Here is a 21,487-nt window from a genome sequence, read left to right on the forward strand (position 1 = left end):
GCGCGGCCCCGCGGACCTGCGGGACGGCGCAGCGACAGCACGAAGGACCGGTCGCCGCCGGTCCGCGAGCGATCCGGACGGCACCGTCGCCCGGACCAGGACCAACAGGACAGGAACCCTGACGCCATGACCGACATGCACCAGGACGCGGGCCGCCCCGGCACGGACGCCGGAGCAGCGGACACCATCGACGCCGGAACGGCCGAGGCGTTCCTCAGCCACGACGAGAGCCTCCGCCACGCCCCGGGTCCCTACTTCGGGTCGTACGGCGGCCGCTGGATGCCGGAATCGCTGATCGCCGCGCTCGACGAACTGCAGGACACGTTCGAGAAGGCGAAGGCCGATCCCGAGTTCACCGCGCAGGTCACCGAGCTCAACAGGAATTACGCCGGCCGGCCGTCCCTCCTCACCGAGGCGCAGCGCTTCGCCGAGCACTGCGGCGGCGTCCGCGTGTTCCTCAAGCGCGAGGACCTCAACCACACGGGCTCCCACAAGATCAACAACGTGCTCGGCCAGGCCCTGATCGCCAAGCGCATGGGCAAGACCCGCGTCATCGCCGAGACGGGCGCCGGCCAGCACGGCGTCGCCAGTGCGACAGCGGCGGCACTCCTCGGGCTCGAGTGCGTCGTCTACATGGGCGCCGAGGACACGCGCCGCCAGGCGCTCAACGTGGCGCGCATGCAGCTGCTCGGCGCGACGGTCATCCCCGTCACCAACGGATCGCAGACCCTGAAGGACGCCATCAACGAGGCACTGCGCGACTGGGTCGCCAACGTCGGGACCACGCACTACCTCCTCGGCACCGCGGCCGGTGCCCACCCCTTCCCCTCCATGGTCCGGTACTTCCACGAGGTCATCGGCGACGAAGCGCGGGAGCAGATCCTCGAGCAGACGGGCAGGCTGCCCGACGCCGTGTGCGCCTGCGTGGGCGGCGGCTCCAACGCCATCGGCATGTTCCACGGCTTCCTCGACGACCGCGAGGTCGCCCTCCACGGCTTCGAGGCCGGCGGCGACGGCGTCGAGACCGGCCGCCACGCGGCGACGATCACCCTCGGCCGCCCCGGGGTGCTCCACGGGGCCCGCTCCTACCTCATGCAGGACGAGGACGGCCAGACGATGGAGTCGCACTCCATCTCCGCCGGCCTCGACTACCCGGGCGTCGGCCCGGAGCACGCCTACCTCGCCGACATCGGACGGGCGAACTACGAGCCCATCACCGACGCGGAGGCCATGGAGGCGTTCAAGCTCCTCAGCCGGACCGAGGGCATCATCCCCGCCATCGAGACCGCGCACGCCCTCGCCGGCGCCATGAAGGTCGGCCGGCGCCTCGCCGCGGACCTCGGGCCGGGGGAGCAGGCATCGGACAGGATCATCGTCGTGAACCTCTCGGGCCGCGGCGACAAGGACGTGGCGACCGCCGCGGGCTACTTCGACCTGCTCCCGGACGACAGTGCCGAGCAGGAGATCGCCCAGGAGGGTGAACAGCTGTGACCACGCATCCCACGAACACGTCCACCGGAGGACCGTCCGCCGCCGGTGGGTCCAAGGCCGCAGCCGCCATCGAGAAGGCACGCAGCGAGGGCCGGACGGCGCTCATCGGCTACCTGCCCGCGGGCTTCCCCGACGTCCGGACCACCATCGACGCCGGCATCGCCATGGCACGGAACGGCGTGGATCTCATCGAGATCGGCATCCCCTACTCGGACCCCGTGATGGACGGGCACGTCATCCAGGAAGCGACGGTCGAGGCGCTGGCCAACGGCTTCACCGTGCCCCGGATCTTCGACGTCGTCGAGGGCATCACGCGGGAGACGGACGCCGCCGTCCTCGTCATGACCTACTGGAACCCCGTGATGCGCATGGGCGTGCGCGCCTTCTCGGAGCGCCTGGCCGCCGCCGGCGGCGCCGGGCTCATCACCCCCGACCTCATCCCCGACGAGGCGTCCGAGTGGCTCGCGGTGTCCGAGGAGCTCGGCCTGGATCGCGTGTTCCTCGTGGCGCCCTCCACGTCGCCACAGCGCATGCAGAACACCGTCGACGCGAGCAAGGGCTTCGTTTATGCCGTGTCGGTGATGGGTGTCACCGGCGCCCGGACCTCCGTCGGTGCCGCGGCGCGGGCCGTGGTCGACGCGGCCCATGCGGCCGGCGCGGACCGCGTCTGCGTCGGCCTCGGCGTCTCCTCGTCGGCCCAGGTCCGGGAGATCGGTGTGTACGCCGACGGCGTCATCGTCGGGACGGCCCTCGTGGCCGCCCTGCGAGACGGCGGCGTGGACGCGGTTGCCGACCTCGCCCGCGAACTCAGCACGGGCACGACGAAGGTCCCGGCATGACCGCCGGGACGGTCACGTCAAGGCTTGCAGCGTCGATCCCCAGCCCCCCGGCCGAATGGGCGAGCTTCGATCTCGGCCCCCTGACGATCCACGCCTACGCGCTGTGCATCCTGGCCGGCATCATCCTCGCGCTCATGCTCACGCAGAGGCGCTTCGTCTCCTTCGGCGGGAACGCGGACGCCGTCTGGGACATCGCCATCTGGGCCATCCCGTTCGGCATCATCGGGGGGCGGCTCTACCATGTGTTCTCCTCGCCGGACGCCTACTTCGGGCCCGAGGGCGACCTCGCCCGGATCCCGCAGATCTGGCAGGGCGGCCTCGGCATCTGGGGCGCCATCGCTCTCGGCGCCGTCGGCGCGTGGATCGGCGCGCGGCGTGCGGGCGTGAAGCTCTCCGCCTTCGCCGACGCGGCAGCGCCCGGCGTGCTGCTCGCGCAGGCCGTCGGACGGCTCGGCAACTGGTTCAACCAGGAGCTCTTCGGCGCGCCGACCACGCTGCCCTGGGGCCTGGAGATCGACGCCGACAACGTCAACTTCCCGCCCGACCAGGCACCCGGCACGCTGTTCCACCCGACGTTCCTCTACGAGCTCCTGTGGAACCTCGCCGGCGTCGCGCTCCTGCTCCTGCTCGCCCGGAGGTTCCGCCTCCGCGGCGGGCGCATGTTCTGGCTCTACGCGGCGTACTACACACTCGGACGCGTGTGGATCGAGACGCTCCGCATCGACGACGCCGAGATGGTCACCCTCTTCGGCGTCACACAGCGGCTCAACGTCTGGACGAGCATCGCCGTCTTCCTCGTGTCGCTGGCAGTCCTCGTCTATCTCTCGGTCCGACGCGGCGCCGTCGACGCGCCGTCCGTCTACCTGCCCGGGCGAGACCCCAAGGACACAGGCACAGGCACAGGGACGGACGGCGGTGCCGGCGACGCTTCGCGCGACGGCGCGGCGCCCGGCCCGGAGTCCGAGGACGCCGGGACGTCGGGAGACCTCACGGATGCGCGCGAGGCCGGCGACGGTCGGGCAGGCGACGCCGCCGGGCACCCAGCCGGTGCCGCCCGGCACGAGCCTTCCGGCGACAGCGCCGACGGTCGGTCCGAGGGTGCGGTCGACGCCTCGGCGAGCCGCTCCGGAACGGCCGGCAGCGCTCAGGGCGCCACCTCCGATAACGCTTCGGCCACAGGTGGCCACGTGTCGGACACGGCGCGGAGGGCGCGGAATGGCCGTGGTAACCTTTCCGAAACAACGGCTCCCGAGTAACGTCCTGCGTTCCTCAGGGCCCCGCGAAAGCGGAGCCGCGGGATTAGGTCCCCGCAAGCAGTCCCCGGGCCACCGCCCCTCAAGGACGCAACACCACACAGTTGTGGACTATCGGTGCGACGGCCGGATCACCTTCCTGTCCGCACCGAACCGACCCGTCCGGCGCAGGACGAGTACTGCGACCGCCCGCCAAGAACGTCGGGCGATGCCGGCGCAGGCGGGTAGATGAACCAACAGACGGTGGCCGCTCCCAGCGGCGCCCGCGGGGCCAAGGCTGTCCCCTCCCGACGCTCCATCAAGGGGGAAGGATCCTTAACTGATGACTGCTGCAACGCCAGAGACCTCTACCGGGACGCATCCCGGGACGACGTCGACCACCGACGGGCCCGTGGAATCGCCCTTCACACGATTCGCCTCCATCCCGGAGGCCACGGGTCTCTACGACCCGGAGAACGAGAAGGACGCGTGCGGCCTCGCCGTCATCGCGACCCTGCGCGGTGAGCCCGGGCACGACATCGTCGATGCCGCACTGACCGCGCTGCGCAACCTCGAGCACCGCGGCGCCGTGGGCGCCGACGAGGGCACCGGCGACGGCGCCGGCCTTCTCACCCAGATCCCCGACGAGTTCTTCCGTGCCGTCGTCGACTTCCCGCTCCCTGCCGCAGGCTCATACGTCGTCGGCACCGCGTTCCTCCCCGCCGAGGCGAAGGAGGAGGAGACGGCCCGTGCCGGCCTCGAGTCGATCGCCGAAGCCGAAGGCCTCGAGGTCCTCGGCTGGCGCGTCGTGCCCATCGTGGCGGACCTCGTCGGCGCGATGGCCCGCGCGTGCATGCCGCACTTCGTCCAACTCTTCCTGGCGCCCGCGGACGGCGCGGTCCCGGACCTCGATGCCCGGGCATTCCGGGTCCGCAAACGCGCCCAGAACAAGTTCGGCGTCTACTTCCCCTCGCTGTCCTCGAAGACGATCGTCTACAAGGGCATGCTGACCACGGCGCAGCTCGAGCCGTTCTACCCCGACCTGTCGGACGAGCGGTTCAAGACGCGGCTCGGGATCGTGCACTCACGCTTCTCGACGAACACGTTCCCGTCGTGGCCCCTCGCGCAGCCGTTCCGGACCATCGCCCATAACGGCGAGATCAACACCGTCAAGGGGAACCGCAACTGGATGCGGGCCCGGCAGTCGCAGCTGTCCAATCGGCTGCTCGGCGACTCCCCGGAGGAGCTCTACCCCATCTGCACGCCGGGCGCCTCGGACTCCGCGTCGTTCGACGAGGTGGCCGAACTCCTGACCCTCTCCGGTCGCCCCATCACGCACTCGATCATGATGATGATCCCGGAGGCGTGGGAGAACCACGCCACCATGGATCCCGCCCGCCGCGCCTTCTACCAGTACCACTCCATGCTCATGGAGCCCTGGGACGGACCGGCCGCCGTCTCCTTCACCGACGGCAGGCTGGTCGGCGCGGTCCTCGACCGCAACGGCCTGCGCCCCGCCCGGTACTGGGTCACCGAGGACGGGCTCGTGATCCTCGCCTCCGAGGTGGGCGTGCTCGACGTCGAGCCCTCCCGCGTGGTCCGCAAGGGTCGCGTCTCACCGGGCAAGATGTTCCTCGTCGACACCGAGGAAGGCCGGCTCATCGAGGACCAGGAGATCAAGGCCGAGGTCGCCGCAGCGAACCCGTGGGGCGAGTGGGTCCGGGAGAACCTGATCCAGCTCGAGGACCTCCCGGAACGCGAGCACGTCATCCACACCAAGGCCTCGATCAACCGCCGCCAGCGCACCTTCGGGTACACGCAGGAGGAGCTGCGCATCCTCCTCGGCCCCATGGCGAAGAGCGGCGCCGAGCCCCTCGGCGCCATGGGATCCGACACGCCCATCGCCGTGCTCTCCAAACGCCCGCGCCTGCTGTTCGACTACTTCGTCCAGTCCTTCGCGCAGGTCACGAACCCGCCGCTCGACTCGATCCGCGAGGAACTCGTCACGTCGATGGGCGTGACCATCGGACCCGACGGCAACCTCCTGTCCACCGGGCAGGTGCGCTCCAAGCAGATCGCGCTCAAGTTCCCCGTGATCACCAACGACGAGCTCGCGAAGATCGCCAACCTCGAGACCGACGACGGCGACCGGCTGACGGTCCGCGTCCGGGGCCTCTACCGGCACGACGGCGGCGAGGCCGCCCTGCGTGCGCGCCTCGCGGAGATCTGCGAGCAGGTCTCCAGCGCACTGAACCGCGGTGTCGAGTACGTGGTGCTCTCGGACCGCGACTCGAACGCGCAGTGGGCGCCCATCCCGTCGCTCCTCCTCACCAGCGCCGTGCACCACCACCTCCTGCGCAGCGCCAACCGCACCAAGACCTCGCTCGTGGTCGAGGCCGGCGACGTCCGCGAGGTCCACCACGTCGCCGTGCTGATCGGCTACGGAGCCTCCGCGGTCAATCCCTACCTGGCGATGGAGAGCTGCGAGGAACTCGTCCGCAACGGCGACATTACCGGCGTCACCGCCGAGGCCGCCGTCGCGCACCTCATCAAGGGCCTCGGCAAGGGCGTCCTGAAGATCATGTCCAAGATGGGCATCTCCACGGTCAGCTCCTACTGCGGTGCCCAGACCTTCGAGGCGCTCGGCCTGGCGCAGGAACTCGTCGACGAGTACTTCCACGGCACGCAGACCCAGCTGGGCGGCGTGGGGCTCGACGTCGTCGCGGCCGAGACCGCCGCACGCCATGAGAGCGCGTACCCGCAGGACGGCATCGAGGACCCGCACCGCGGCCTCGACAACGGCGGCGAGTACCAGTGGCGCCGGGAGGGCCCGCCCCACCTGTTCAACCCCGAGACCGTGTTCCGGCTGCAGCACGCCACGCGTGAACGCCGCTACGACATCTTCAAGGCCTACACGCGCGGCGTGGACGACCAGTCGAAGGACCTCATGACCCTCCGCGGGCTCCTGAAGTTCCGCGGCGACGCCCGTGAGCCCATCGCGATCGACGAGGTGGAGCCCGTCTCCGCCGTCGTGAAGCGGTTCTCCACGGGTGCCATGAGTTATGGCTCCATCTCCAAGGAAGCCCACGAGACGCTCGCGATCGCGATGAACCGCCTCGGCGGCAAGTCCAACACGGGGGAGGGCGGCGAGGACGTCGAGCGCCTGCTGGACCCCGAGCGCCGCTCCGCCATCAAGCAGGTGGCCTCCGGGCGGTTCGGCGTGACGAGCCTCTACCTGACCAACGCGGACGACATCCAGATCAAGATGGCGCAGGGGGCGAAGCCCGGCGAGGGCGGCCAGCTCATGAGCCAGAAGGTCTACCCGTGGATCGCCCGCACGCGGCACTCCACACCCGGTGTCGCCCTCATCTCGCCGCCGCCGCACCACGACATCTACTCCATCGAGGACCTCGCGCAGCTCATCTACGACCTCAAGCGGTCGAACCCGAGCGCGCGCGTCCATGTGAAGCTCGTGTCCGAGGTGGGCATCGGCACGGTCGCTGCGGGCGTCACGAAGGCCAAGGCCGACGTCGTCCTGGTGTCCGGCCACGACGGCGGCACCGGCGCAAGCCCGCTCAACTCGCTCAAGCACGCGGGCATCCCGTGGGAGCTCGGGCTCGCCGAGACGCAGCAGACGCTCATGCTCAACGGCCTGCGCGACCGCGTGGTCGTGCAGGTGGACGGGCAGCTCAAGACCGGGCGCGACGTCGTCGTCGCCGCCCTGCTCGGCGGGGAGGAGTTCGGCTTCGCGACGGCGCCGCTCGTCGTGTCGGGCTGCATCATGATGCGGGTCTGCCACCTCGACACCTGCCCGGTGGGCGTCGCGACGCAGAACCCGGAACTGCGGAGCCGCTTCACGGGCAAGCCGGAGTTCGTGGTCAACTTCTTCGAGTTCATCGCTGAGGAGGTCCGCGAGATCCTGGCGGAGCTCGGCTTCCGCACGCTCGAGGAGGCCATCGGCCACAGCGAGCTGCTCGACTCCCGCGACGCGATCGAGCACTGGAAGGCCGACGGCCTGGACCTGGACCCCATCCTGCGCGGCAACGAGTTCGATTCCGGCGAGCCGATGCGGAACATGCTGCCGCAGAACCACGATCTGGACCAGCACTTCGACAACAAGCTCATCGAGATGAGTGCCGACGCGCTGCACCACCGCTCCCCGGTCCGCATCTCACTCGACGTCGTCAACACCGACCGCTCCGTCGGGACGATGCTCGGCCACGAGGTGACGCGGACGTTCGGGCTGGACACGCTCGGCACGAACACCATCGACGTGACCCTCACGGGCCAGGCGGGGCAGTCGCTCGGCGCCTTCCTGCCGGCCGGTGTCACTCTGCGGCTGTTCGGCGACTCCAACGACTACGTCGGCAAGGGCCTGTCCGGCGGGCGCATCATCGTCCGCCCGGACCGCGCGAACGCGTTCCACGCCGAGCACAACGTGATCGCGGGCAACGTCATCGGCTACGGCGCCACGAGCGGCGAGATGTTCCTCCGCGGCCAGGTGGGGGAGCGGTTCCTCGTCCGGAACTCGGGCGCCACCGCGGTGGCGGAGGGCATCGGCGACCACGGCTGCGAGTACATGACGGGCGGGCAGGCGCTGATCCTCGGCCGCACCGGCCGCAACTTCGGTGCGGGCATGTCCGGGGGGACGGCCTTCGTGCTCGACCTCGACCGCGCCCGCGTCAACCGGCAGAGCCTCGAGAACGGGGAGCTCCTGCTCGTCGAGCTGGACGCCGAGGACATCGAGATCGTCCGGCAGCTGCTGATCCGCCATGTCGAGGAGACCGAGTCCGCCCTCGCCGAGACCCTGCTCGCGTCCTTCGACGACACCGTCGCACGATTCACGAAGGTCCTGCCGCGCGACTACGCCGCCGTGCTGGACGCCCGCGCCACCGCCGCCGAACAGGGACTCGATCCCGACGGCGAAGAGGCATGGACCAAGATCCTGGAGGTAACCGGTGGCTGACCCACGCGGATTTCTGAAGGTGCGCGAGCGCCAGACCCAGCCGCGCCGGCCCGTGCCGGTCCGCATCATGGACTGGCAGGAGGTGTACGAGGCGCAGGAGAAAGGCGTCCTGAAGGCGCAGGCGGGCCGCTGCATGGACTGCGGCATCCCGTTCTGCCACCAGGGCTGCCCGCTCGGCAACCTCATCCCGGAGTGGAACGACCTCACGTTCCGCGACAAGGGCCGCGAGGCGATCGAGCGGCTGCACGCGACGAACAACTTCCCGGAGTTCACGGGACGGCTCTGCCCGGCGCCGTGCGAGTCGTCGTGCGTGCTCGGCATCAACCAGCCGCCCGTGACCATCAAGCAGGTCGAGGTCTCCATCGCCGACCAGGCGTTCGAGGAGGGCTGGGTGGAACCGCACCCGCCGGAGCGGCTCACCGACCGCACCATCGCCGTCGTCGGCTCCGGACCCGCCGGCCTCGCGGCCGCGCAGCAGCTGACCCGCGCGGGCCACACCGTCGCGGTCTACGAGCGTGACGACCGCATCGGCGGGCTCCTGCGCTACGGCATCCCCGACTTCAAGATGGAGAAGATCCACCTCGAGCGCCGCCTCGAGCAGATGGAGGCCGAGGGCACCCGGTTCCGCACCGGCGTGGACGTCGGGAAGGACATCAGCTGGGGGCAGCTGAAGCGGCGCTACGACGCCGTCATCGTCGCCACCGGCGCCACCGTGCCACGCGACCTGCCCATCCCGGGCCGCGACCTGGAGGGCGTCCACTTCGCGATGGACTACCTCGTGCAGGGCAACCGCGTCGTGGCCGGCGAGGCCATCGAGGACCAGATCCACGCGGAGGGAAAGCACGTGGTCATCCTCGGCGGCGGCGACACAGGCGCCGACTGCCTCGGCACCGCGCACCGGCAGAAGGCCGCGAGCGTCACGACGCTCGCCATCGGGCAGCAGCCCTCCTCCGAGCGCCGGCCGGACCAGCCCTGGCCCACGTTCCCCACGCTCTTCGACATCGCGAGCGCCCACGAGGAGGGCGGTGAGCGCCGCTACCTCGCGTCGACCGTCGAGTTCGTCGGCGACGGTGGCGTACTGCGCGGCATCAAGGTCGCGGAGACCGAGTTCGTCGACGGCCGCCGCGTGCCGAAGGCCGGCACCGAGCGCGAGATCCCGGCAGACCTCGTCTTCCTCTCCCTCGGCTTCACGGGGGCCGAGCCGGCGGGCATCACCGAGCAGGTCCACGCCGAGTTCGACGAGCGCGGGAACGTGGCGCGCGACGGCTACTACATGACCAACACACCCGGCGTGTTCTCGGCGGGCGACGCCGGCCGCGGCCAGTCGCTCATCGTGTGGGCCATCGCGGAAGGCCGCGCGTGTGCCGCAGCGGTGGACCAGTGGCTCATGGGATCGACCAGGCTGCCCGCGCCCGTGGCGCCGACCGACCGCTCCATCGCCGTCCTCTGATCGGCACCGGCAGCACCCCTGCCACCACCTCCGACATCACCCCGACGACCCCAACACGACTAGGCTAGGTTCATGAGACGCGCAAAAATCGTTGCAACATTCGGCCCCGCAATCGCCAGCTACGAGAACACCCTCGCGGTGCTCGAGGCGGGCGTCGACGTTGCCCGGATGAACATGAGCCACGGTGATTACGCCGTGCACACCAGCACCTACGAGAACGTCCGTCGTGCGTCGGAGGAGCTCGGCAAGCCCGTGGGCATCTTCGCCGACCTCCAGGGCCCCAAGATCCGCCTCGGCCGCTTCGCCGACGGCCCCCATGCCCTCTCCCCGGGCGACGTCTTCACCATCACCGTCGAGGACATCGAGGGCACGCAGGAGATCTCCTCCACCACGTTCAAGGGGCTGCCCCAGGACGTCAGCGTCGGCGACATGCTGCTCATCGACGACGGCAAGGTCTCGCTGCGCGCCACGGCGGTCGACGACGTGAAGGTCACCACCGAGGTCGTCGTCGGCGGCATGGTGTCCAACAACAAGGGCATCAACCTGCCGGGCGTCGCCGTGAACGTCCCCGCCCTCAGCGACAAGGACGAGGAGGACCTCCGCTGGGCCATCCGCACCGGTGTCGACATGGTCGCCCTCTCCTTCGTCCGCGACGCCGGCGACGTCAAGCGCGTCCACGAGATCATGGACGAGGAAGGCCGCCGGGTCCCGGTCATCGCGAAGATCGAGAAGCCGCAGGCCGTGGACGCCCTCGAGGAGATCATCGACGCGTTCGACGCCATCATGGTCGCCCGTGGCGACCTCGGCGTGGAGATGCCGCTGCAGGACGTCCCGATCGTGCAGAAGCGCGCCGTCGAGCTCGCCCGCCGCTGGGCCAAGCCCGTCATCGTCGCCACGCAGGTCCTCGAGTCCATGATCGACAACCCGCGCCCCACGCGCGCCGAGGCCTCGGACTGCGCCAACGCCGTGCTCGACGGCGCGGACGCGGTCATGCTCTCGGGCGAGACGAGCGTCGGCAAGTACCCCATCGAGACCGTCCGCACCATGGCCGACATCATCGAATCCACCGAACGGCACGGCCTCGAGCGGGTCCCCCCGCTCGGCAGCAAGCCGAAGACCCGCGGTGGAGCCATCACCCGCGCCGCCGTCGAGATCTCGGACCAGCTCGACGCCAAGTACATCTGCACGTTCACCCAGTCGGGTGACTCCGCGCGCCGCCTGTCCCGCCTGCGCCCGAGGAAGCCGGTCTTCGCGTTCACCCCGGTGCAGTCCACCCTGAACGCCATGTCCCTCATCTGGGGCATCCAGCCGAAGCTCGTCGAATTCGTGGAGCACACGGATCAGATGACCGCCCAGGTGGACAAGGTTCTCTTCGAGCAGGGCCTCGTCGAGGTGGACGATCTCGTGGTCATCGCCGCCGGTTCCCCTCCCGGACAGGCCGGTTCGACGAACTCCATCAAGGTCCACCGCGTCGGCGACATCACCGACGCCGGACAGCTGCCCGACGGCCACACGTCGTACATCAAGGAAGGCGTGGGCCCCTGGCCCCTCAAGAAGAAGTAGCCCGATCCGACGAAAGGACCCCCACCCTTCCCGGGTGGGGGTCCTTTCGTCGTCCTGCCCGGGTCGGGTTCGCCGACCCGGCCTCTCAGTTGACCTGGTTGATGATCGTCTCGGCGACCTCGCGCATGCTCAGGCGCCGATCCATGGAGGTCTTCTGGATCCAGCGGAAGGCCTCGGGCTCGGTGAGGCCCATCTTGGTGGTGAGCAGGCTCTTGGCGCGCTCCACGAGCTTGCGGGTGGCGAACTGCTCCTGGAGGTCGGAGACCTCGGCCTCCAGCGCCTTGATCTCCTCATGGCGTGACATCGCGATCTCGATGGCAGGGATGAGGTCGGCAGGCGTGAACGGCTTGACCACGTAGGCCATCGCCCCGGCGTCGCGCGCGCGCTCGATGAGTTCCTTCTGGCTGAAGGCGGTGAGCAGGACCACGGGGGCGATCCGTGCCTTGACGATCTGCTCGGCAGCCGTGATGCCGTCCATGACCGGCATCTTCACGTCCATGAGCACGAGGTCCGGCTTGTGTTCCTGGGCGAGCGCCACGGCCTTCTCGCCGTTGTCGGCCTCGGCCACGACCTCGTAGCCTTCCCCCCGCAGGATCTCGATGATGTCGAGTCGGATGAGCGTCTCGTCCTCGGCCACGATGACCCGGCGTGCGGGCCCGACGGGCGTGGATTCGGTGGATTCAGACACTGTTGCTCCTTGATCACGGTGGCGTTCTGGTGGGTCCGCGGAGCGCATGCCCGCGTACCCGGAAACAGCCTATCGGCATGTAGAGTGGATTCGCGCACCGGCGGTGGACGAAGTCAGCCTGCCACCCCAGGTCCGGGCGCGGACGGCCCGAATGGCGGAATTGGCAGACGCGCTGCACTCAAAATGCAGTATCGAGAGGTGTGTGGGTTCGAGTCCCACTTCGGGCACAGCGCATCCACGGATCGGGAGTCGTCCGGCGGACGATCTGTCCTCGCGGCGGGACGTGCGCCTCGACACGCCGATCCCGGGGTCATGATGGCCCTCCGCCCCTTCTCTCATCGCCGGTGGTCGTCTACCATTGGGGGTCCACCGCGAGACGGTGTTGGGATGGCTCAGCTGGGGAGCCGCAGTCCGCAAGTGAAGATCGCAACTGCAGGCAGCGGGGACGAGGAATTCGGGGAAGACGCCCGGATTGGTTGTGGGTCGCCGGGTCTGCTCTGGGCATAAACGGGCGGCAACGCCGGACGACCGCCCGCGGCGTGCCGAACACGGCACACACCCATCCTCATCCTCAGCCCGGCATGCGTGGAAGAAAGCCATCATGAAAAACTCTCTTAGTTGGCGTCTGTTCGTCCTTGTCGCAGGAACCCTGCTCGCCCTTCTGGCAGGTATGGGCCTGGCCGCACCGGCCGTCGCCTCGCCTGTCCAGGTCGCGACCTCCGGGAACCACTACGACCGGGGGGCGGATTTGTATCTCGAGGCGAAGGGCGAGGGCAGACACGTCGATCTGAAGGTCCGCGGCGAGAACTACGACGCCAAGTGGGTCTATGTGAAAGTCGTCCAGATCAATCATCACGGCCGGGAACGAGTGATCGACCATCGCGAGGTACGGACGGACAAGGACGACGACTTCAGGTACCAGATCAGGAACGCCTCGTGTGGCTACGAGTATAAGGCCATCAGCTACAGCAAGAAGGATGGCTGGGAGCAGAGTGGGAGGGTCTGGATCAAGTGCGATAGGGACCGTCACTAGGCTTCCAGCCAGCACGCGTTCCCTGTGATGGGCTCGCAACGATGGGCCCCCTCGGCCTGAAAGGCATTCTCGACCCGGCAGGGGATCGGTCCCGTACAGGACCCGAGCCCTGCCGGGTCATCTCATGGGACGGTCGGTCCCGGGTCCGGCTACTGCGTGGTGCGTCGGGCGGCGGCGCCGTGGCGCTCGGACACCAGTTCGCGTAGGGCGATGGAGACCAGGTCGCGCTGTCCCTCGCGCAGCTGGACCTCCGCGACCGTGTACAGCATCAGTTGTTCCTCGCTCTCCTCCCCGCCCAGGGAGAAGTAGCGCAGCCACACCTCCGACAGGTGCAGATCCTCCTCGATCATGATCTGCGTGAGTTGTTCCCTTTGGGTGTGGGCGTCCATGGTCCGTTCCTCAGCTCTCCGGGTGACATCCTGTTCCAACCTTCCTCCTTCACCGAGGTCGGAGGGTCGACGCCGGGTGCGGGAAATTTCTCCCCGTTCCGCCGCGAGGAGGGTGTGACGCTCCTCCGCTGCGTCGCCGGTCCTTCCCGGGGAGCCGCAGCACCGTTGCGGTGCAGCGCGGTCGGGGTACATTGGGCGCATGGCCAGCGAAGCGATGATCCTCGACGTCGACTCACCGGACGGTCCCCGGCCTGTCCGCTTGTCCAGCCCGTCCCGTGTCCTCTGGCCCCAGGCGGGCCTGACCAAGCTCGACCTCGCGCGCTACCTCATCGACGTCGCTCCCGCCTTCCTGACTGCCAACGGCGACCGGCCGGTGTCGCTGCAGCGATTCGGCGGCGACGTGGACGGCGACCACTTCTTCAGCAAGAACCCGCCCAAGGGCGTACCGGACTACGTGCGCAGTGTGCCCGTCACCTACCCCAGTGGCCGCTCCCACCCCCAGCTGGTGCTGGACGAGCCGGCCGCGGCGGTGTGGGCCATCCAGATGAACACCGTCGTCTTCCACCCCTGGGCGTCCCGCGCGGGCGCCCCGGACCTGCCCGACGAGTTGCGGATCGACCTCGACCCGCAGCCGGGCACGACCTTCGCGGACGTCGTCGCGGCGGCCCACGAGCTCCGTTCCGTCCTCGGCGACGCCGGGCTTGCGAGCTTCGTGAAGACGTCGGGCAACCGCGGTCTGCACGTCTTCTCGCCCGTCGAACCCGTCCACGAGTTCCTCGAGGTCCGTCGCGCGGTCATCGCCGCCGCCCGGGAGCTGGAGCGCAGGATGCCGGATCGCGTGACGACCGCGTGGTGGAAGGAGGAGCGCGGCGAGCGCATCTTCGTGGATTACAACCAGGCGAACCGCGACCGCACCATGGCCGGAGCGTACAGTCCGAGGGCGCTCCCGCACGCTCCCGTGTCCTGCCCCGTCACGTGGGACGAACTGGACGGCGTCGACCCTGCCGCCTTCACGATCGCGACCGTGCCCGAGCGGCTGCGCACGGTCGGCGATCCCTGGGAGCACCTCCACGACGAACCGGGAAGCATCGACGTGCTGCGCTCGTGGTGGGGCCGTGACGTCGCGAACGGCCTCGGGGAGCTGCCCTTCCCGCCGGACTTCCCGAAGATGCCCGGCGAACCGATGCGGGTGCAGCCCAGCCGCGCACGCAACCGCACCTGAACCCCGCCGTCCTCCGCGCTGTCAACACACGCCGCGACCTGAAGTGCACGGCTGCCGGGAGACCCGGAAGAGCGCGCTGTCAGCCACCGTCCTGCCCGCCGATGCGCCTGAGGACGTCGAGGGCCCGCGTACCCGACTGGCCGAGGCCCCCGTGACCTCCGCGCTCGCCACGGTCTCGGACCCGGAGGGCGGGCTGACGCTCGCCCTCGAGATCATCACCGTGGCGACGCCGGAGGGCCAGGACCTGGAGCTCCGGCCGGCGTCGACCGTGATCGAGGAGTGGGCTGCCGCGGCCGCCGGTGGGGAGTCGCCCGAGGTCGTGGGGCTCGTCGAACAGTACGCCGGTGGGGCGGTCCCGGGCGGCACGAGCGAGCTCCTGATGCTCGGCGCGTTCTCCGACCTACCGGACACCGCGCGGACCGTCACGGTGCGGCCGACGGGCGGCGAAGAGCCGGTGGAGGCGACGGTCCGGCCCGAGTCCCGGCCCGGCGTCCGACCGCTCGCGGCACGTGCTCCGGAGTAAACTTGGGCCCATGCCGAGCTCCGAGCAATCCCGCACCGCGGTCGTCATCGAGGACGATGACGACGTCCGCGATCTGCTGCACACCGTGCTGACCGGGACGGGGTTCAGGGTGCACACTGCGCCTGCGGGGCTTGCCGGCGTGGAGATGGTGCGGCGCCTGATGCCGGACGTCGTCACGCTCGATGTGGGGCTGCCGGACATCGACGGCTTCGAGGTGGCCGAGAGGATCCGGCGCTTCTCCACGACCTTCATCGTGATGCTGACGGCACGGGCCGACCCGTCCGACGAGCAACGGGGATTCGACGCCGGGGCGGACCGCTACCTGCGCAAGCCCTTCCGGCCCGCCGACCTCCGGCGGCACATCCAGGAAGGGACCACGACGGCGGACGCCTGACCGCCCGCGGTACGGATGCCTGTCTCCTTGGGGTCACGATCCGGTGGGGCTGCGCCTCAGTGGGAGCGGGCGCCCGCATCGGTCTCGAGGACGGGCGCGTTGACCGCGTCGGAGGCGAGCCCCGTCACCAGCGCGTACACCCCCTTGTGCAGGTAGTCGATCCCCTTCTCGCTCACGGGCCACAGTCGCGGGGCAGCGCCTGCCCCGGTCGCGTTCTCGAGCGTCTGGTCGAACGCGAGGCGGACGACGGCGTGAGCTGCCGTCGCGGAGGTGCCTCGGATGCCCGTCACGGACCAGATCCCGCGGAGAGCTCCGAGGGTCGCACCGGTCAGCCAGTGCATCACGCGGTTCCAGCCCGGGTACAGGTCTGCGTTGCCCGTCGGCCTACCGACGAGGGCACGCAGCGTCCGCCCGGGGACGTGCGAGTCGGGCCGGTGCGTCAGGCGCTGCTCCGCGTGTTCCGCCACGGTCATGGCGGCGGTCCCGACGAGGCCGGCTGCCGCACCCCGCAGGGCTGCCTGCAGGAGGGCCGAACGGCGCCCCGCCATCAGTCGTCGTCCTCGCGGGCGTCGTCGTCGACGTCCGTGTCGACCCCGTTGTTGTCGTCGTTGTTCCCGGTGTCGGTGCCGGGATCGTCGCTGTCCTGGTTACCCAGGTCGCAGCCGCCGAGGAAGAGGGCGCCGGCCGCGAGGAGGGCGGCGACGGTCTTCAGCTTCTTGTCGGCCATGGTGTCCGTCCTCCGGTGATCGGTCGTGGTGCGCCGCTTCCGGCGCTCCGCTTCACGGTAGGCAGGGCGCCGAAGCGAGGGCAACCCGCCGGCCCGTCCCGGCGGAACTTGCAATCCCTTCATCCGCCCTTCTGGTGCGGTGTCCCGATCGTGTCCTGTTCCGGCTTTCCTGGGGCAGGACACCGTAGCGCTTCATCAGCCAGTCGAGGTCGTCCTGCAGGCCGGCCTTCCAGGCCTCCCACGTGTGACCGCCGGGCACCGTCTGCAGCTGCACGTCGATGCCGGCCTTCTGCAGCGCGGCGGCCACCTCCTCGCCCTGCGGCCGGTCAGTCGCGGACGTCGCGGATCATGTTCGTGATCCTGGCCGTCGACAGCCGGCGGCCCCGTTCGTCCGTCATCACCACTTCGTGGGTCGTCAGCGTCCGTCCGAGGTGGATGGCCGTGGCAGTGCCTGTCACGAGCCCCGAGTCGGCGCTGCGGTGGTGCGTGGCCCCCACCTCGATCCCGACGGCCTGCCGGTCGGGTCCGGCGTGGAGCCCGGCCGCGAAGGAGCCGAGCGTCTCGGCCAGCACCACGTGCGCCCCGCCGTGCAGGATCCCGGCGACCTGCTGGTTGCCCTCGACGGGCATCGTCGCGACCATCCGCTCGGCGCTCATCTCGGAGAACACGATGCCCATCTTGACCGTGAGTGCGCCCACGCCGTAGCGCCCCAGCCAGCCGTGCATCTCGGCGGGAACCCCCGCGGCGACCAGCTCGGCCAGCCGGTCCTCGGACGGGCGGGAGGGGGTATCGGTCCGGGTGCGGTTGTCTGTCATGGGAACTAGGCTGGCACCTGTGAGTGAAACAGCCAAGCCCGCCGCGACCCTGACCGTCCCCCCTCCCTCGGAGACCTCCCCGGCGCCGGCGCCGGCCCGCCGCAGTGACGGCTCGCGGAACCGTCTCCTCGTCATCGACGGGCACTCCATGGCGTTCCGGGCGTTCTATGCCCTGCCTCCCGAGAACTTCTCCACCGACACGGGGCAGCACACCAACGCGGTGTACGGGTTCACCGCGATGCTCATCAACCTCATCAAGGACCAGAAGCCCAGCCACGTCGCCGTGGCCTTCGACCTCGACACCCCGACGTTCCGCTCGGAGGAGTACACGGAGTACAAGGGCGGCCGGAACAAGACGCCCGAGGAGTTCCACGGCCAGGTGGACCTGATCATCAAGGTCATGGAGGCCATGCGGATCCCGACCATCTCCCTCGACGGCTACGAGGCCGACGACATCCTGGCGACCCTGGCCTTCCAGGCCGCCGCAGTCGACTGGGACGTCCAGGTGGTCAGCGGCGACCGCGACGCCTTCCAGCTGGTCAACGACCGCGTGACGGTGCTGTACCCCAAGCAGGGTGTGACGAACATCCCGCAGATGGACGCCCAGGCCATCGAGGAGAAGTACTTCGTGCCTCCCCACCAGTACTCGGATCTCGCGGCCCTCGTGGGCGAGAGCGCCGACAACCTGCCCGGCGTCCCCGGCGTGGGCCCGAAGACCGCGGCCAAGTGGATCAAGCTGTACGGCGGCCTCGAGGGCATCCTCGAGAATCTCGACAAGATCGGCGGCAAGGTCGGCGACTCGCTGCGCGCCAACATCGACGACGTGAAGCGGAACCGCCGCCTCAACCGCCTGCTGACCGACCTCGAACTGCCGGTGGACCTCGACGCCATGGTGTCGCAGCACCCGGACCGCCCCGCCGTCGAGGACCTCTTCGACTCGCTGCAGTTCAACACCTTGCGCAAGCGCTTGTTTGACCTCTTCGGGGAGGAGGAGACCGAGGACGAGGGCGACGAGCAGAGCGCACCCTCCCACGTGCTGGTCGACGACGCCGCAGGGCTCACACAGTGGTTCACCGCCACCAACCAGGCCCCGGCCTCCGTCGCCCTGGCGACGGAGACGACGGCAGGCACCACGGACGTCGTCGGGATCGCCGTCGTCACCGGCCTGCATGCCGCCTTCATCCCGCTCGAGCCCCTCGACGCGGAGGCGGAGAAGGTCCTCGGGGGCTGGCTGGCCTCCACCGACGCGCCGAAGATCGTCCACGACTTCAAGACGGTGTTCAAGCTCCTCTCCGCCCGGGGCCTCCACCTCGCCGGGGAGGTCGACGACACGGCGATCTCCGGTTACCTGATCCAGCCCGACCGCCGCAGCTACGAGCTCGCGGACCTCGCGCAGTACCACCTGCGCCTGTCCATCACCGCGTCGGCCAACGACTCCTCGGGACAGCAGGCACTGGACCTCGGCGGGAACGACGTCGCATCGCCCGCCGTCGTCGCCGCGTACGCCGCCCTGCGCCTCAGCGAGCACTTCGCCGGCCAGCTCGTCGAGAAGGGCGCCAACCAGCTGCTCGGCGGACTCGAACTGCCGCTCGCGGAGGTGCTCGCCCGCATGGAGCTCACGGGTGTGGCCGTCGACCTCGACGGACTGGACCGGCTCTACGACGACTTCTCGAAGACCATCAGCGCCGCCGGCTCCGAGGCATTCCGGATCATCGGCAAGGAGATCAACCTCGGCTCGCCCAAGCAGCTGCAGACCGTCCTGTTCGACGAGCTCGAACTGCCGAGGACGAAGAAGATCAAGACGGGCTACTCGACCGACGCGGACGCCCTGACCGACCTGATCACCAAGACGGGCCACCCGTTCCTCGAGCAGCTCCTGGCGTACCGTGACGCCACCAAGCTGCGCCAGACCGTCGAGGGGCTCCGGAAGGCCGCGGGCGACGACGGCCGCATCCACACGACCTACCTGCAGACCATCGCGGCGACCGGGCGCCTGTCCTCGACGAACCCGAACCTGCAGAACATCCCGGTCCGCTCCGACGAGGGGCGGCGCATCCGCGAGGTGTTCGTCGTCGGGCAGGGCCGGAACGGCGAGAAGTTCGAGAGCCTCATGACGGCCGACTACTCGCAGATCGAGATGCGCATCATGGCGCACCTGTCCGGCGACGAAGGCCTCATCTCCGCCTTCCAGGAGGGCGAGGACCTCCACCGGTTCGTGGGCTCCCACATCTTCGGGGTCGCGCCCGAGGAGGTCACGAACGCCATGCGCTCGAAGGTGAAGGCCATGTCCTACGGCCTCGTCTACGGGTTGAGCTCGTTCGGCCTCTCCAAGCAGCTCAACATCTCCGTCGACGAGGCGCGCACCCTGATGCGCGACTACTTCGAACGGTTCGGCGCGGTGCGCGACTACCTGCGCGGCATCGTCGAGCAGGCCCGCAAGGACGGCTTCACCTCCACGATCGAGGGCCGGCGCCGTTACCTCCCGGACCTCTCCAGCGACAACCGGCAGCTCCGGGAGATGGCCGAGCGCGCGGCGCTCAACGCGCCCATCCAGGGGTCCGCCGCGGACATCATCAAGAAGGCCATGCTCGGCGTCGACGACGCCCTGACCACGCGTGGGCTTGCTTCGCGCATGCTGCTGCAGGTGCACGACGAACTCGTGCTCGAGATCGCCGAGGGCGAGGCCGCGGAGGTCGAGGCGCTGGTCCGCGAGCAGATGGGCAGCGCCGCCGAGCTGTCCGTGCCCCTCGACGTGTCGGTCGGCACGGGAGCCAGCTGGCACGACGCCGCGCACTAGGGCATCCGGGCCGGCGGCAGCCGTTGGTCGGGCGAGGCCGCCCCGGTTAGGGTGGTGGACTGTGAGCCACTACACGCCCGACCTGCGGACCGAGACCTTCACCCCTGGCCCCGACGAGGACGCCACCGCCGGTGGCCGCTTCGCGAAATGGCTCGACGCCGAGGGGATCGGCTTCCACGAGGGGACGTTCGACCCCGAGGACCTCCCGCACTACCTCGCTGCCTACCGGGCTGACCGGCGCGTCCTGTGGGGCGTGCACGACGGCGCCCAGCCCGCCGAGGCCCTCGGCGCCGACCACCCGGTCGCCACCTACGGCACCATGGTGCATCCGTTGAACGTCGGCGCGGGCCAGATCGACGCCCACCAGATCACGGCCGTCACCGTCCGTACCAGCCACCGGCGCAACGGGATCCTCCGGTCGATGATGATGCGGGACCTGCGGGAGGCGAAGGAGCGCGGACTGCCACTGGCGATCCTGACCGCGTCCGAGGCCACGATCTACGGGCGCTTCGGTTTCGGCTGCGCCACCTTCACGCAGAGCATCGAGGTCGACGTGCGCGAACGCTTCGAGGTGACGGCGCCGGGCACGGGCACCACGACGCTCGTCGCCCGGGAGCACGCCGTCCCGCTCGCCGAGAGGATCTTCGAGCACTTCCAGGCCTCGACGTTCGGGTCCGTCGGCAGGCAGCACGCCTACCCCCGCCGCGCCTCGGGCGAGTGGGGACGCGAGCGCCCCGTCGAGGACCGCGCGGTCCGCATGGCGGTGCACTACGACAGCGCCGGCGAGCCCCTCGGCTACGTGAGCTACCGGTTCGCCGGCTGGGAGACGACCCCGTACACGATGAAGATCGTCGACCTCGTGGCCGCTACGCCCTCGGCGTACCTCGAACTGTGGCGCTACCTGGGATCGCTCGATCTCGTGGAGCGGATCACCTGGGACGGCGCGCGCCGCGACGACCCCCTGCCCTGGGCACTGCGGGACCGGCGCTGCTACCAGGTCAAGGGCACCGAGGACGTGCTGTGGGTCCGTCTACTCGATGTGGCGGCGGCGCTCGGGCGGCGCTCGTACCGCGGCAGCGGCAGGATCGTGCTGCACGTGGTCGACGGCCACGACATCGCGGGCGGCTCGTTCGTCCTGACCGTCGTCGACGGCGCCGCGCAGGTCGTGCCCGCCGGCACCGAGGCGCCCGACGCCACGCTGACGGTGAACGCCCTCGGATCCCTGTACCTGGGGGGAGTGCAGGCGTCCACGCTCGCCCTGGCCGGCGGACTGACCGCGCATTCGGGTGAGGCAGTGGACCTGCTCGACTCCCTCTTCGGACGGCCGCAGGAGCCCTACTGCATCACCCACTTCTAGT

General features: G+C 69.8%; 18 protein-coding genes and 1 tRNA gene. 13 read left to right on the top strand and 6 right to left on the bottom strand.

Going from position 1 to position 21,487, the window contains the following annotated elements:
- The first annotated feature begins 135 nt into the window (after positions 1–135).
- From trpB to pyk, 6 genes are all read left to right on the top strand, one after another.
- A complete protein-coding gene (gene trpB, locus CXQ97_RS04085; RefSeq protein ID WP_104179849.1) occupies positions 136–1,491 on the top strand; it encodes a tryptophan synthase subunit beta in 1,356 nt (451 codons plus the stop codon).
- Entirely contained in the window at positions 1,488–2,330 is an 843-nt protein-coding gene (trpA, locus tag CXQ97_RS04090; RefSeq protein ID WP_104179563.1) for a tryptophan synthase subunit alpha, read from the top strand. Before trpB ends, trpA begins: the two co-directional genes overlap by 4 nt.
- Positions 2,327–3,586: a prolipoprotein diacylglyceryl transferase gene (gene lgt, locus CXQ97_RS04095; protein WP_104179564.1), complete on the top strand. Its 1,260-nt coding sequence runs from the start codon at positions 2,327–2,329 to the stop codon at positions 3,584–3,586. Before trpA ends, lgt begins: the two co-directional genes overlap by 4 nt.
- A gap of 319 nt (positions 3,587–3,905) precedes the next feature.
- Complete coding sequence (gene gltB / locus CXQ97_RS04100) at positions 3,906–8,528, top strand: glutamate synthase large subunit (protein WP_104179565.1); 4,623 nt, start codon at positions 3,906–3,908, stop codon at positions 8,526–8,528.
- Entirely contained in the window at positions 8,521–9,978 is a 1,458-nt protein-coding gene (locus tag CXQ97_RS04105) for a glutamate synthase subunit beta (protein WP_104179566.1), read from the top strand. The genes gltB and CXQ97_RS04105 overlap by 8 nt, the downstream gene beginning before the upstream one ends.
- Before the next feature lie 72 nt (positions 9,979–10,050).
- On the top strand, positions 10,051–11,541 hold the full coding sequence (pyk, locus tag CXQ97_RS04110; protein WP_104179567.1) for a pyruvate kinase: 1,491 nt from the start codon (positions 10,051–10,053) through the stop codon (positions 11,539–11,541).
- Between the two features lie 85 nt (positions 11,542–11,626).
- Here the strand turns inward: pyk and CXQ97_RS04115 are convergent, their stop codons facing one another.
- Positions 11,627–12,229, bottom strand: a complete 603-nt coding sequence (locus CXQ97_RS04115; RefSeq protein ID WP_104179568.1) for an ANTAR domain-containing response regulator — start codon at positions 12,227–12,229, stop codon at positions 11,627–11,629.
- Between the two features lie 145 nt (positions 12,230–12,374).
- On the opposite strand from CXQ97_RS04115, the gene CXQ97_RS04120 reads away from it, so the two are divergent.
- Together CXQ97_RS04120 and CXQ97_RS04125 are read left to right on the top strand one after the other, a co-directional pair.
- Positions 12,375–12,456 (top strand) — tRNA-Leu (locus CXQ97_RS04120).
- Between the two features lie 374 nt (positions 12,457–12,830).
- A complete protein-coding gene (locus CXQ97_RS04125; protein WP_146069568.1) occupies positions 12,831–13,262 on the top strand; it encodes a hypothetical protein in 432 nt (143 codons plus the stop codon).
- Positions 13,263–13,411: 149 nt separating this feature from the next.
- Here the strand turns inward: CXQ97_RS04125 and CXQ97_RS04130 are convergent, their stop codons facing one another.
- Positions 13,412–13,651, bottom strand: coding sequence for a hypothetical protein (locus CXQ97_RS04130; RefSeq protein WP_104179570.1), 240 nt, complete (start codon positions 13,649–13,651; stop codon positions 13,412–13,414).
- Positions 13,652–13,850: 199 nt separating this feature from the next.
- Here CXQ97_RS04130 and ligD point away from each other — a divergent pair, with 199 nt between their 5' ends.
- The 3 genes from ligD to CXQ97_RS04145 are packed head-to-tail and all read left to right on the top strand — an operon-like array spanning position 13,851 to position 15,790.
- The gene (gene ligD / locus CXQ97_RS04135) at positions 13,851–14,873 is read left to right on the top strand and encodes a non-homologous end-joining DNA ligase (protein ID WP_104179571.1); all 1,023 of its coding nucleotides are present in this window, start codon (positions 13,851–13,853) and stop codon (positions 14,871–14,873) included.
- 43 nt (positions 14,874–14,916) lie between these two features.
- Positions 14,917–15,396 carry a hypothetical protein gene (locus CXQ97_RS04140; protein WP_104179572.1) on the top strand — a complete coding sequence of 160 codons (480 nt, stop codon included), beginning with the start codon at positions 14,917–14,919 and terminating at the stop codon, positions 15,394–15,396.
- A 10-nt stretch (positions 15,397–15,406) separates the two neighbouring features.
- Positions 15,407–15,790 (top strand): response regulator transcription factor, encoded by a 384-nt coding sequence (locus tag CXQ97_RS04145; protein ID WP_104179573.1) that lies wholly within the window; start codon positions 15,407–15,409, stop codon positions 15,788–15,790.
- A 56-nt stretch (positions 15,791–15,846) separates the two neighbouring features.
- Here CXQ97_RS04145 and CXQ97_RS04150 read toward each other — a convergent pair whose 3' ends face one another.
- From CXQ97_RS04150 to CXQ97_RS04165, 4 genes are read right to left on the bottom strand one after another with little or no spacing between them, the layout of a single operon-like run.
- Positions 15,847–16,338: a hypothetical protein gene (locus CXQ97_RS04150; protein WP_104179574.1), complete on the bottom strand. Its 492-nt coding sequence runs from the start codon at positions 16,336–16,338 to the stop codon at positions 15,847–15,849.
- Positions 16,338–16,517 (bottom strand): hypothetical protein, encoded by a 180-nt coding sequence (locus tag CXQ97_RS04155; RefSeq protein ID WP_104179575.1) that lies wholly within the window; start codon positions 16,515–16,517, stop codon positions 16,338–16,340. The genes CXQ97_RS04150 and CXQ97_RS04155 overlap by 1 nt, the downstream gene beginning before the upstream one ends.
- A 52-nt stretch (positions 16,518–16,569) precedes the next feature.
- Positions 16,570–16,824, bottom strand: a complete 255-nt coding sequence (locus tag CXQ97_RS04160) for a hypothetical protein (RefSeq protein WP_104179576.1) — start codon at positions 16,822–16,824, stop codon at positions 16,570–16,572.
- Between the two features lie 19 nt (positions 16,825–16,843).
- Positions 16,844–17,332, bottom strand: a complete 489-nt coding sequence (locus CXQ97_RS04165) for a hotdog fold thioesterase (RefSeq protein WP_104179577.1) — start codon at positions 17,330–17,332, stop codon at positions 16,844–16,846.
- Here CXQ97_RS04165 and polA point away from each other — a divergent pair.
- Both polA and CXQ97_RS04175 read left to right on the top strand, forming a co-directional pair.
- Positions 17,331–20,129, top strand: coding sequence for a DNA polymerase I (gene polA / locus CXQ97_RS04170; RefSeq protein ID WP_104179578.1), 2,799 nt, complete (start codon positions 17,331–17,333; stop codon positions 20,127–20,129). The genes CXQ97_RS04165 and polA overlap by 2 nt on opposite strands.
- Before the next feature lie 61 nt (positions 20,130–20,190).
- Positions 20,191–21,486, top strand: coding sequence for a GNAT family N-acetyltransferase (locus tag CXQ97_RS04175; RefSeq protein ID WP_104179579.1), 1,296 nt, complete (start codon positions 20,191–20,193; stop codon positions 21,484–21,486).
- The last annotated feature ends 1 nt before the right edge of the window (position 21,487 follow it).

The organism is Arthrobacter sp. B0490 (assembly GCF_002929355.1).
Lineage (GTDB): Bacteria > Actinomycetota > Actinomycetes > Actinomycetales > Micrococcaceae > Arthrobacter_D.